10 protein-coding genes are annotated in these 12677 nt (G+C 68.4%); 4 read left to right on the forward strand and 6 right to left on the reverse strand.

Annotated features, from left to right (window positions below; translation table 11 throughout):
- Positions 1–47: 47 nt before the first annotated feature.
- Positions 48–461, reverse strand: a complete 414-nt coding sequence (locus EKG36_RS07975; protein ID WP_126482843.1) for a gamma-glutamylcyclotransferase family protein — start codon at positions 459–461, stop codon at positions 48–50.
- A gap of 119 nt (positions 462–580) precedes the next feature.
- Between EKG36_RS07975 and smrA the strand changes: the two genes are divergently transcribed.
- Complete coding sequence (gene smrA, locus EKG36_RS07980) at positions 581–1174, forward strand: DNA endonuclease SmrA (protein ID WP_126482845.1); 594 nt, start codon at positions 581–583, stop codon at positions 1172–1174.
- Positions 1175–1247: 73 nt separating this feature from the next.
- On the opposite strand, the gene EKG36_RS07985 is transcribed toward smrA, so the two are convergent.
- The 4 genes from EKG36_RS07985 to metH all read right to left on the reverse strand — a co-directional run bounded on the left by EKG36_RS07985 (position 1248) and on the right by metH (position 8638).
- Entirely contained in the window at positions 1248–1781 is a 534-nt protein-coding gene (locus EKG36_RS07985; protein ID WP_126482847.1) for a DUF934 domain-containing protein, read from the reverse strand.
- Entirely contained in the window at positions 1774–3426 is a 1653-nt protein-coding gene (locus EKG36_RS07990) for a nitrite/sulfite reductase (protein ID WP_126482849.1), read from the reverse strand. The genes EKG36_RS07985 and EKG36_RS07990 overlap by 8 nt, the downstream gene beginning before the upstream one ends.
- A 118-nt stretch (positions 3427–3544) precedes the next feature.
- Positions 3545–4873 carry an MATE family efflux transporter gene (locus EKG36_RS07995; protein WP_126482851.1) on the reverse strand — a complete coding sequence of 443 codons (1329 nt, stop codon included), beginning with the start codon at positions 4871–4873 and terminating at the stop codon, positions 3545–3547.
- Positions 4874–4936: 63 nt separating this feature from the next.
- A complete protein-coding gene (metH, locus tag EKG36_RS08000; RefSeq protein ID WP_126482853.1) occupies positions 4937–8638 on the reverse strand; it encodes a methionine synthase in 3702 nt (1233 codons plus the stop codon).
- 424 nt (positions 8639–9062) lie between these two features.
- Between metH and nfuA the strand changes: the two genes are divergently transcribed.
- Positions 9063–9653 carry a Fe-S biogenesis protein NfuA gene (nfuA, locus tag EKG36_RS08005; protein WP_126482856.1) on the forward strand — a complete coding sequence of 197 codons (591 nt, stop codon included), beginning with the start codon at positions 9063–9065 and terminating at the stop codon, positions 9651–9653.
- 15 nt (positions 9654–9668) lie between these two features.
- On the opposite strand, the gene EKG36_RS08010 is transcribed toward nfuA, so the two are convergent.
- Positions 9669–10727, reverse strand: a complete 1059-nt coding sequence (locus tag EKG36_RS08010) for a DNA-binding protein (RefSeq protein ID WP_126482858.1) — start codon at positions 10725–10727, stop codon at positions 9669–9671.
- A gap of 228 nt (positions 10728–10955) precedes the next feature.
- Here EKG36_RS08010 and EKG36_RS08015 point away from each other — a divergent pair, with 228 nt between their 5' ends.
- Together EKG36_RS08015 and EKG36_RS08020 are read left to right on the forward strand one after the other, a co-directional pair.
- Positions 10956–12167 (forward strand): tyrosine-type recombinase/integrase, encoded by a 1212-nt coding sequence (locus tag EKG36_RS08015; RefSeq protein ID WP_126482860.1) that lies wholly within the window; start codon positions 10956–10958, stop codon positions 12165–12167.
- A 27-nt stretch (positions 12168–12194) separates the two neighbouring features.
- A complete protein-coding gene (locus EKG36_RS08020; protein WP_126482862.1) occupies positions 12195–12626 on the forward strand; it encodes a SufE family protein in 432 nt (143 codons plus the stop codon).
- Positions 12627–12677: the final 51 nt, after the last annotated feature.

Here is a 12677-nt window from a genome sequence, read left to right on the forward strand (position 1 = left end):
GTTATCTATGTTGCAAACCTATCTGACCTTCCGATCCCGTGGGCGCCTCAGTCCAGGCGTCGGTAGGTCCAGACATCACGCCCGTCGGCGAGCCGGATGCGCACCCGTCGGTAGCGAATCCCCAACCGCTCGTAACGGTCGAGGCGCCTGAGTTCCTCGGCATTCACCCGCAGCAGCAGGCCCTCGACGCTGGCACCGTCGGTGGGGACCAGGTCCAGCCCTTCGCGGCGATAGCCGGAAACACTGACCGGCTCGGGGTCACCGACGCGGCCATACACCAGCCAGCGGACCGGCGCATGGCGCAGGGTGCCGTAGACGAAGAGCTGGTGCGTCCCCGGAGACACCGGCGTCAGGTGCTCGGGACGCTCATAGGTCCAGGGACTGAGCAGGGTCAGCCATAGCCATCCAGCGAGGGCGAGGGGCGAGGCAACCAGGGAGAGGGTGATCAGTCGGCGTGGCATGGGCGGCTCGTGACGGTTCCAGACGAAGGGGCCATCCTGCCATGCCGGCCTCCGGGACTTAAGGCCCCTGGCCGGCTTTGCTAGGATGGCAACGAGATCATCCGCGCCGGAGATGTGCCATGACCCAGTCCCGCCATGACGACCTGGACTTTCGTGCCCTCGTCGGGGAGGTGCGCCCGCTGCGCCACGGCGCGGGGCGTGCCGATGCCGGCCGGCCTCGCAGCGGCCCCAGCGAAGCGCAGCTCGCCCGGCGCGAGAGTGCGGCCGGGGGGGATAGGGGGCGCGACATCCTCTCCGACGACTTCGTCGACCTGATCCCGCCCTTCGACCCGCTGGCCTTCCGCCGCGACGGCATCCAGCAGGGCGTGATGGATCGCCTGCGTCATGGCGGCTATCCGGTGCAGGCCAGCCTCCACCTGCTCAGGCGCCCTGTCGAGGAGTGTCGCCGCGCACTGCCGGCGTTCCTGCGCGAGGCGTGGGAACATGACCTGCGCTCGGTGCTGATCATCCACGGGCGAGGGCGCGAGATCGACAGCCCGCCCAATGTGCTGCGCTCCTACCTGGCCAAGTGGCTGCCGACCTTCGACGAGGTCCAGGCCTTCGCCTCGGCGGGGCAGGCCGACGGTGGCCTGGGAGCCACCTGGGTGATGCTGCGCAAGAGCGACCGGGCCCGGGCCGCCAATCGGGAGCGACAGCAGAAGCGGCGCGGCTGAGGCAGCGGGGGCGCAACCACGACGAAGCCGGCCACGGGGCCGGCTTCGTCGTCTTCGTCGGGGGAGCCGCGGATCAGGCCACGGCCCGATCCGCCTTAGTCTTTCCCGGCTCGCGCAGTCGCCGACGGAACAGCGGCTCCGGATCGTCGGTGCCCGGTTGATAGCTGCGGCTGAAGGCGCTGAGCGCGTTCAGCGCATCCTCGACGATCTGGTCCTCGCGCAACGAGAAGGCGTCGAAGCCACAGCGCGACATGTAGAACAGCTGGTCGATCAGCACGTCCCCCACGGCGCGGATCTGGCCGGTGTAGCCATGGCGCTCCCGCAGCAGCCGGGCGATGCTGTAGCCACGACCGTCGGTGAACTTGGGAAAGTCGATGGCGACCAGCGGGGCGACCTCGAGTTCCTCGGCCAGCGCCGCGGTCATTTCGGTGTCGCTGGCCAGCCAGGGGGCGATGTCCCGGCCCTTGTCGGAGGCCTGCCAGGCCTCCAGCGGCACGATGCCGGGCTGGCCCTCGGGACGCGCCTCGGCGGAGTCGCAGAGCACCCACTCGTCGCTCACGACACGACGCTCGGCGATCAGGGGACGGCTGGGGGTCTGCTCAGGCATAGACACGCTCCTTGAAGGGTTTGAGGCCGATGCGGCGATAGGTGTCGAGGAAGGTCTCGTCGGCGGTACGCTCACCGACATAGACCTGCAGCAGCTTGTCGATCACGCTGGGCACGTCCTCGCGATAGAAGGACGGGCCGAGGATCTTGCCCAGGGAGGCGCCGTTGCCCTGGCTACCGCCCAGCGAGATCTGGTAGTACTCCTCGCCCTTCTTGTCGACGCCGAGGATGCCGATGTGGCCGACGTGGTGATGGCCGCAGGCGTTCATGCAGCCAGAGATGTTGAGCTCCAGTGGGCCCAGGTCGTAGAGGAAGTCGAGATCCTCGAAGCGTTCCTGGATGGCGTGGGCGACCGGGATCGACTTGGCGTTGGCCAGGCCACAGTAGTCGCCCCCGGGGCAGCAGATCAGGTCGGCGAGGGTGCCCACGGTGGGGTTGGCCATGCCGAGGGCCTCGAGGCGCTGCCAGAGGGTCTCCAGGCGGTCCACTGGCACATCGGTCAGCACCAGGTTCTGCTCGTGGGTGACCCGCAGCTCGCCGTAGCCGAATTCGTCGGCCAGGTCGGCGATGGCGCTCATCTGCTCCGAAGTGACATCGCCCGGCGAGTGCTCGCGACGCTTCAGCGACAGGGTCACGGCCTTGTAGCCGGACACCTTGTGGTCGGTGACATTGTTGGTCACGAAGCGGGCGAAGGCGCGGTTCTCCGCCCGCAGGCGCTCGTAGGCGTCGATGGCCTCCTGGCTGACCTCGCGACGCTCGGGGTCGACGAAGTGCTCGGCCACCGTCGCCACGGCCTCCTCGGTGAGGGTCTGGGAACCATCCTTGAGGTGCGCCCATTCCTCCTCGACGCGGCGACGGAACTCCTCGATGCCCAGCGCCTTGACCAGGATCTTGATGCGCGCCTTGAACTTGTTGTCGCGGCGGCCGAACTGGTTATAGACCCGCAGGATCGCCTCCAGGTAGGTCAGCAGGTGCTGCCAGGGCAGATCCTCGCGGACCACGTCGCCGATCATCGGCGTCCGCCCGAGCCCGCCACCGGCCAGCACCTTCACGCGCACCTCGCCGTCGGCGTCACGCCACAGCCGCAGGCCCACATCGTGGACCTGGATGGCCGCGCGATCCTCCTCGGCCCCGGTCACCGCGATCTTGAACTTGCGCGGCAGGTAGGCGAACTCGGGGTGGAAGGTCGACCACTGACGGATCAGTTCGCACCAGGCGCGCGGGTCGACGTCCTCGTCGGCGGCGACGCCGGAGAACTGGTCGGTGGTGGTGTTGCGGATGTCGTTGCCGCTGGTCTGGATGGCGTGCATCTGCACGCTGGCGAGTTCCGCCAGCATGTCCGGCACGTCCTCGAGCTTCGGCCAGTTCAGCTGGAGGTTGGTGCGGGTGGTGAAGTGTCCGTAGCCCCTGTCATAGCGCGCCGCGATCTCGCCGAGCTTGCGCAGCTGATAGGACGCCAGCATCCCGTAGGGAATGGCGATGCGCAGCATCGGCGCATAGCGCTGGATATAGAGACCGTTCTGCACGCGCAGGGGCAGAAACTCCTCGTCGCTGATCTTGCCCTCGAGGTAGCGACGCATCTGGTCGCGGAACTGGGCGACGCGTTCGTCGACCAGGGTCTGATCATGGGTGTCGTAACGGTACATTCAGCGCTTACCTGCAACTTGGAAGTGGCGGAGCTTGGCGCCCACCTTAATGGGTCGGGGTTATTCTATAAAAGAATAAATCTTCATAGTTTATATTCGAAATGGAATGAGCGGGCCGTCATACCGCCAGCCTCAGCCAGCGGCGTCGCTGCCAGATCAACACGAACCCGGCGGAGTTCAGGCAGCGGTAGCCGAGCTGGACCCACCAGATGCCCACCAGGCCGTGGCCCAGCTCCACGCCCACCCACCAGGCCAGCGGCAGGAACACCAGCCACTGCAGGGTCAGGGTGGTGGTCATCACCGTACGGTTCGCCCCGGCCCCGAGCAAGGCCTGGGCCAGCACCAGGGCCGCGGCATCGAGCACGATCATCACGGCGGTGAGCTGCAGCGGCACCCGGCCCATGGCGGTGAGCGCCGCGTCGTGGAGAAAGAGCGCGAGCACCGCCTCGGGGAAGAGGACCATGGGCAGGGCGATCAGCGCCAGGCACAGCCAGGCCAGGCGCACCACGTCCCAGCCCCAGCGGTGAGCATCGCGGTGGTCCTGGCGCCCCAGCGACTCGCCGACCAGGCTCATCGCCGCCATGCCCAGTCCCACGCCGGGCAGGATCAGCAGCAGCGAGAGGTTCACCAGCACATGGCCCACCGCTACACTGGCGATATCGATCCGCCCGAGGATCGCGAACAGCACCGCATAGCCCGCGGCGAACCAGATCTGCTGGAACGAATGCGGCACGGCGAGGCGCAGGGTGGTGACCAGGGTCCGGGGGCAGGGCAGTCCCGCCAGGAACCCGCTGCCGGTGGCATGCCGGCGGCTCAGTCCCGCCCAGATGGCGAGTCCCGCATACAGTGAGAGGCTGGTGCCGGCGCCGGCACCGGCGGCCCCCATGGCGGGCAGTCCCAGCCAGCCGAAGATCAGCAGCACGCTGGCCACCACGTTGACCAGGTGCATAACCAGGATGATGCGCAGGTACACGCCGGTCTGCTGGATGCCGTTCCAGTAGCCGCGGAAGCAGAAGATCATCGCCACCGGCACCAGCGACACCACGCGCCAGCGAAAGTAGGCCACGGCCTCGGCATTCACCAGCGGGTCCTGGTTGATCAGCGCCAGCAGTCGCGGCGCCTGCCACAGGCACAGCATCGCCAGGGGCAGGGCGACGGCCAGGGCGATCGCGAGTCCGGCATTGAGGGCCTGGGCGCGCCGCCCCCAGTCCCCTTCGCCGTGACGGCGCGCAGTCTGGGCCTGGACGCCGGACGACAGGCCGAACACCACGGCGGTGATCAAGAAGATCGCGTAGCCGCCAATGCCCACGCCGGCCAGCGGCACCTCGCCCAGCGAGCCCACCAGCGCCGCGTCGATCAGGTTGAGCAGGCTCTGGCTGAGCATGCCGCCGATGATCGGCAGGGCGAGACGCAGGATGGTCTGGCGACGAGAGGACTCAGGCAGCATGGCGTCGTCCATCGGGACCGGGGCCGGCCCCCCGAGGGGAGGCCGGGGAGACACGCGGTGCCATCAGCTGGGGTCGTAGGAAAGTACCGGCGCCAGCCAGCGTTCCAGCTCGGCGACCGGCATGCCCTTGCGGTTGGCCAGCACCTCGACCTGGTCGCGGGTGATCTTGCCGGTGGAGAAGTACTTCGACTGGGGATGGGCGAAGTACCAGCCGGAGACCGCCGCGGCGGGCCACATGGCAAAGCTTTCGGTGAGCTCGAGGCCGGCATTGGCCTCGGCCTGGAGCAGGCGAAACAGCGTGGCCTTCTCGGTATGGTCCGGGCAGGCGGGGTAGCCCGGCGCCGGACGGATGCCCTGGTATTTCTCGGCGATCAGCGCCTCGTTGTCGAGCGCCTCGTCGGCCGCATACCCCCAGTATTCCTTGCGCACCCGCTCGTGCATGTGTTCGGCGAAGGCCTCGGCGAGCCGGTCGGCCAGTGCCTGGACCATGATGGCGTTGTAGTCGTCGCCGGCCGCCTTGTAGCGGTTGGCCAGCTCCTCCACGCCGTGCCCGGTGGTCACCGCGAAGCCGCCGATCCAGTCGGGCTTGCCGCTGGCCTTGGGCGCGACGAAGTCGGCCAGGCTGTAGCAGACGCCCTCGCGGTTCTTGGTGGTCTGCTGGCGAATATGGTGCAGCCGCTCGACCACCTCGCCCCGGGACTCGTCGGCATAGACCTCGATCACGTCGTCGTCGACGCTGTTGGCCGGCCACAGGCCGATCACGCCGCGGGCCTGGATGAGCCGCTCGTCGATCATCCGCGCCAGCATCGCCTGGGCGTCGGCGAACAGGCTGCGCGCCGCCTCGCCGACCTTGACGTCATCGAGGATCTTCGGGTACTTGCCGGCCAGCTGCCAGCTCATGAAGAAGGGTGTCCAGTCGATGCGCTCGACCAGCTGGGTCAGGTCATAGTCATCGAAGACCCTGAGGCCCTCGAGGGACGGGCGCGGCGGCGTGTAGTCCGCCCAGTCGATGGCCGGCTTGTGGCGACGCGCCTCGGCATAGCTGATCTCCGCGGCCTTGGGGCGACGCTTGGCGTTGCGCTCGCGGACGGTCTCGTACTCGGCGCGGATCTCGGCCACGTAGGCCTCCTTGAGCCCCGGCGAGAGCAGCTTGCCGGCCACGCCCACGGCTCGGGAGGCATCGGTCACGTAGATCACCGGGTGCTCGTAGCCCGGCTCGATCTTCACCGCGGTATGCGCCTTGGAGGTGGTGGCCCCGCCGATCAGCAGCGGAAGCGTAAAGCCCTGGCGCTGCATCTCCTTGGCGACGTGGACCATCTCGTCCAATGACGGCGTGATCAGCCCCGACAGCCCGATGATGTCGGCGTTCTCGTCGCGGGCGGTCTTGAGGATCGTCTCCGCCGGCACCATCACCCCGAGGTCGATCACCTCGTAGTTGTTGCACTGCAAGACGACACCGACGATGTTCTTGCCGATGTCGTGGACGTCGCCCTTGACCGTGGCCATGACGATCTTGCCCTTGGCCTGGGTGTCGGCGCTCTTCTCCGCCTCGATATAGGGGATCAGGTAGGCCACCGCCTGCTTCATGACCCGTGCCGACTTGACCACCTGGGGCAGGAACATCTTGCCGGCACCGAACAGGTCGCCGACCACGTTCATGCCATCCATCAGCGGCCCCTCGATCACCTCGATGGGGCGGGCGGCCCGCTGGCGAGCCAGTTCGGTGTCGTCCTCGATATAGGCGGTGATGCCCTTGACCAGGGCGTGCTCGATGCGTTTCTCGACTTCCCAGCTGCGCCACTCGAGATCTTCTTGCCTGGCGCCGCCGGAGCCGTCGCCCTTGTACTTGTCGGCGAGCTCGAGCAGCCGCTCGGTGGAGTCGCTGCGCCGGTTGAGCACCACGTCCTCGACCGCCTCGCGAAGCTCCTCGGGGAGGTCGTCGTAGACCGCCAGCTGGCCGGCGTTGACGATGCCCATGGTCAGGCCGGCGCGGATGGCATGGTAGAGGAACACCGAGTGGATGGCCTCGCGCACCGGGTTATTGCCGCGGAACGAGAAGGAAACGTTGGACACGCCACCGGAGACCATGGCGTGGGGCAGGTGCTCGCGGATCCAGCGGGTGGCCTCGATGAAGTCCACCGCGTAGTTGTCGTGCTCCTCGATGCCGGTGGCGATGGCGAAGATGTTGGGGTCGAAGATGATGTCCTCGGCCGGGAAGCCGATCTCGTCGACCATCAGCCGGTAGGCCCGCTGGCAGATCTCGGTCTTGCGCGCGAAGGTATCGGCCTGGCCGGCCTCGTCGAAGGCCATCACCACCACGGCGGCGCCGTAGCGACGGCACTTGGTGGCCTGCTCGCGGAAGGCGTCCTCGCCCTCCTTGAGGGAGATGGAGTTGACCACCGCCTTGCCCTGAATGCACTTGAGGCCGGCCTCGATGATCTCCCACTTGGAGGAGTCGACCATGATCGGCACCCGGGCGATGTCCGGCTCGCCGGCGATCAGGTTGAGGAAGCGCACCATGGCCTCCTCGGACTCGAGCATCCCCTCGTCCATGTTGATGTCGATGACCTGGGCGCCGTTTTCCACCTGCTCGAGGGCCACCTCCAGGGCGGTGGTGTAGTCCTCCTCCTTGATCAGCCGCTTGAAGCGGGCGGAGCCGGTGACATTGGTGCGCTCGCCGACGTTGACGAACAGCGAGTCGTGCTCGATGTTGAACGGCTCGAGGCCCGACAGGCGGCAGGCCAGGGCCCGCTCCGGCAGCCGCCGCGGCGGGAGCTCGCGGATCGCCCGGTGGATGGCGGCGATATGCTCCGGGGTGCTGCCGCAGCAGCCGCCGATGATGTTGACCAGGCCGCTTGCGGCGAACTCGGCGACGATGGCCGCCATCTCCTCGGGGGTCTGGTCGTACTCGCCGAACTCGTTGGGCAGTCCGGCGTTGGGGTGGGCCGAGACGAAGGTGTCCGCCTTCTTGGCCAGCTCCTCGACGTAGGGGCGCAGCTCCTCGGCGCCCAGGGCGCAGTTCAGGCCCACCGACAGCGGCTGGGCGTGGCGCACCGAGTTCCAGAAGGCCTCGGTGGTCTGGCCGGAGAGGGTGCGCCCCGAGGCATCGGTGATGGTGCCGGAGATCATCACCGGCAAGCGCTCGCCGCGAGCCTCGAACACTTCTTCCAGGGCGTAGATGGCCGCCTTGGCGTTCAGGGTGTCGAAGATCGTCTCGATCAGGATCAGGTCGCTGCCGCCCGCGATCAGCGCCTCGGCGGCCTCGCGGTAGTTGTCCCGCAACTCGTCGAAGGTCACGTTGCGCTTGGCGGGGTCGTTGACGTCCGGAGACAGCGAGGCCGTGCGCGAGGTCGGGCCCAGCACCCCGGCGACATAGCGGGGCACGCCGGTCTCCTCGGCCACGGCGTCACAGACGGCCCGCGCCAGCCGGGCCGATTCGCGGTTGAGCTCGGGGACCAGCGCCTGCATGCCGTAGTCCGCCTGGGACAGCCGCGTGCTGTTGAAGGTGTTGGTCTCGACGATGTCGGCTCCTGCCAGGAGGTAATCCCGATGGATCCGCATGACCAGGTCCGGGCAGGTCAGCGCCAGCAGGTCGTTGTTGCCCTTGAGGTCGCTGGGCCAGTCCGCGAAGCGCTCGCCGCGAAACTCCTCCTCGGTCAGCGCGGCGTTCTGCAGCATGGTGCCCATGCCCCCGTCCAGCATGAGGATATGCTGGCCGAGGCGTTCGGTAAGCGTGGCGGTGAGGGGAGTCGGGGCGGCAGCCATGGGTCGGGTCAATCTCCAGCGTGAAGGCGTCGGGGCGCCTCGACGGCGCGGCACCTGAGGTGTCTTGTAATACGAGCGACCGTCGAGAATCGGCGGGGCGAGGGCCCTATCGAGCAAGGCTGCTATGGTAGCAAAAGCCGGCATGCGGCGGCAGGGGGCCTAGAGCGCGTTAGCAATCGCATGCAGGTAGCGCCGGAACCGGTGGTTGTGCAGATCGCACGTGGCTTGGTGGTGCCAAGTGCGTCGTGAACAACAAAGAGCTGCGCAGCCCTCGGCCCACGATGGTGAACGCGCCCTAAAACCCAGCAAATCACTCGGGATTGTCTCGCGCAGGCCGCTCGCTTACCATGGGCTCATCACCTCATTCCGGCCCTCGGCCGCGGCGGTCGACCCGCGGCGGCCCGGCTCGAACAGCGAGAGCATCATGAGCGACAGTATCCAGATTACCGACAGTGCCCAGGACTACCTCGCCGAACTGCTGGCCAAGCAGAACGTCGAGGGCATCGCCGTGCGCATCTTCATCACCCAGCCCGGCACGCCCTATGCCGAGACCTGCCTGGCCTACTGCCGGCCCGGCGAGGAAGAGCCCAGCGACGAGCGCCTCGAGCTCGACAAGATCGCCGTCTACCTGGACAAGCACAGCCTGCCGTTCCTCGAGGAGGCGGTGGTCGACTTCAATGCCGATCGCATGGGCGGCCAGCTGACCATCAAGGCCCCCAACGCCAAGATGCCCAAGGTCAACGCCGACAGCCCGCTGGCCGACCGCGTCAACTACGTGCTCTACAGCGAGATCAACCCGGGGCTGGCCGCCCACGGCGGCGAGATCAAGCTGGTCGAGCTGACCGAGGAGCAGGTCGCCGTGCTGGCCTTCGGCGGCGGCTGCCAGGGCTGCGCCGCCGTGGACCTGACCCTCAAGGAGGGGGTGGAGAAGACCCTGATGGAGCGCATTCCGGAGCTGGCCGGCATCCGCGACGTCACCGACCATACCGATACCACCAACGCCTACTACCGCTAGGCAACCAGCGCTTCCTCAGTTCTCGGCAGCACCTTCCTTCTCGGGCCCCGCATCGTCGGGGCCCGTCGCGTTCTCGGACGCGTCGCGCAACTGGGCCTGGGTCTCGCGGATCGCCTCCAGCGACGACCACAGGCGATCCTCCAGCCGTCTCTCCAGGGCCTCCACGCGCCCCTGGCGGGATGCCAGCGCCTGCTGGCTGTCTTCCAGCCGCGCCGCCAGCCGCGCCTTCTCCTCCTCCAGTGCCAGGCGGGCCGCCTCGGCGTCGCGACCCGCCTGCTCCGCCTCGCGCCGCCGGCGCTGTTCCTCGACGAACTCCGCGCGCAGCGCCTTCTGCTCGTCCTGCAGCGTCTCCAGGCGCTTCTCCAGCTTGTCCTGGCGGCCGGCATGGGCCTTCTCGGCGGCCTGGCGCTCCCGGCGGGCCTCGTCGAGCAGTCCCATCAGTCGGGCCTCGGCGCTCTCGTGGCGCTGCTCCTCCTGGCGGAGCCATGCCTGGTGGGCCGCCTCCTGGTCGGCCAGCGCCTGGCGGTGGGCCTGGGCCTGGGTCTCGAGCTCCGACTGCAGTTCCTCGAGCCGGGCTTCCAGCCGCGTCCGTATCTCCCGCTGCCGCGCCTCCCGGCTGGCCAGGGCCTCGTGGTCGGCCTGTAGCCGGGCCAGCTCGGTGGTCTGGGCCTCGAGGCGCGCCTCGGTGCGCGTCAGGTGTCCGGACAGGGCGGCTTCGCGCTGTTCGGCATCCTCGGCGCGGCGTTCCGCCTCGGCGGCCTGCTCTCCCGCCTCGGCCACCTTGCCATCGGCCTCGCGGCGATAGTGGGTCAGGGCCTCGTTGGCCGCCTCCTGAGCCTGCTGCCACAGCGCCTCGGCGAGTTCCTGCAAGGCGACCGGCATGCCCCGGGGCGGGGGCACGTCGCGGTTCTCCTCGCGGCGCTTGCGCCACTCCCGGAGGTGTTCGCTGATGGTGGTGAAGCTGCCGGTGCCCAGCGCCTCGCGGATCTTCTGCACGCTGGGCGCCTCGCCCCTGGCCATCAGGGTGTCGATCGCCCGCTGCACATCCTCGTACTGCACCCCGCTGCGTGCCATGCCGTTCTCCCTGCCTGTGCTTTCGCCGCCCGCAGGCGACGCCGATGGCGCAGCATACCCCGGCGGGGTGGGAAAATGAAGAGAATTACATATTACGTAATACGTAACCTACATTATGGTATTGGTAGATAAGTCAAGATTACCCGGCTTATCTTGATTAGTGGCGCCATGACGGGGGACACTGGAGCCAGTCGTCATACGCCGGATTGCGCAGGGAGCGGAGAGGGGATGTCGGAGACCATCATGGGACAGGCGGTCATGCGGGGGCTTTACGAGGCGGCCCCCGCCGCGCCGGCCACGCCGCCCGTCCAGGGCGCCAGCCATATCGCGGCCCGCGACGATATCGAGGCGGTGGGACTGTGGCTCGCGGAGTACCGCGCCAGCCCCAATACCCGGCGCGCCTACCGGCGCGAGGCCGAGCGCCTGTTGCTATGGCTGGCGACCCAGGGCCTGGGGCTCGCCGAGGTGCGTCGCGACCACCTCGACGCCTTCGAGGCGTTTCTCGGCGACCCGCAGCCGCGGGCGCGCTGGGTGGGCGCGACCCGGCCCCGCCGGGATCCGCGGTGGCGTCCCTTTCGCGGTCCGCTGTCACCGGCCAGCCGTCGCCAGAGCCTGGTCATCCTGCAGGGGCTGTTCGCCTGGCTGGCCGAGGCGGGCTGGATCGCCCACAACCCCTTTCGGCTGATGCGCGACAAGCGCCGCCGCCTGGATAATCGCCAGACGCGAGTCGAGCGCTACCTGGAGCGCCCCCTGTGGGACTGGCTCTGGCAGTGGCTCGCGCGCGAGCCACTGCCAGACGCCTCGCCACGGGCGCGCTTCGAGAGCGCGCGCCGACGGATGCTGTTTGGCTTTGCCTATCTGCTGGCCCCGCGGATCTCGGAGATGGCGGCGGCACGCATGAGCGACTTCCAGCGGCGCGAGGGGCGCTGGTGGTGGGACGTGGTGGGGAAGGGCGGCAAGGCGGCGCGCATCCCGGTGCCGCCAGACATGATGCGCCTGCTCGGCGAGTGGCGAGACCATCTTGGCCTGGCAGCCGCGCCGGGCGAGGACGAGGCCACGCCGCTGCTGCGCGGACTGGACGGCCGCCGTGGCCTGGGCGAGAACCGGCTCTACCGGCTGATGCGTGGCGTCTTCGACGAGGCGGCCACGGCCCTGGCGGCCGAGCTCGGCGATGCCGCGACCCGAGAGGTGGCTCAGCTGCGCCGCGCCACGCCCCACTGGCTGCGCCACACGGCCCTGACCCACCAGGCCCAGGCCGGCATCGAGCTGCGTTACCTGGCCGAGACGGCGCGGCATGCCCGGCTCGACACCACGGCGCGCTACCTGCATGCCGAAGACGAGGAGTGGCACCGCCAGCAGTCCCGGCATGGGCTGGCGGGCGGTGCGGCGCGCGTCCCTGCCGGGGAGGGGGCGGACGCGGGCGGCGCCCAGACGTTATAATCGCCACCAATTCACCGAGGAGGCCGCATGAGCACACAGACCACCGCCGAACAGGCTCAGCAGGAACTGCTGGACGAGTTCGATATGTTCGACAACTGGATGGATCGCTACCAGTACATCATCGACCTGGGCAAGCAGCTGCCGTCCTTTCCCGAGGAATGGAAGGTCGCGGAGCTGAAGATTCAAGGCTGCCAGTCCAATGTCTGGATGCACCATGCCCGGGAGGGCGAGCGGCTGCACTTTCAGGCGATCTCCGATGCGGCCATCGTCTCGGGATTGATCGCCGTGCTGATGCGCATCTACAACGACCGTCGCCCCGAGGACATCCGCGCCACCAGCCCGCACTTCCTCCAGGATCTGGGGCTCGACAAGCACCTGTCGCCGACCCGCAGCAACGGCCTCAACGCCATGCTGGAGCGGATCTATCGGGTCGCCGAGCAGGAGGCGGCCTCGGCCTGACGGGCCGCGCTCGCCCCGGCCAGAAAGTCCCCGGCAGTCAGGTCGGCGATG

It is taken from the genome of Halomonas nitroreducens, assembly GCF_003966155.1.
GTDB lineage: Bacteria > Pseudomonadota > Gammaproteobacteria > Pseudomonadales > Halomonadaceae > Halomonas > Halomonas nitroreducens.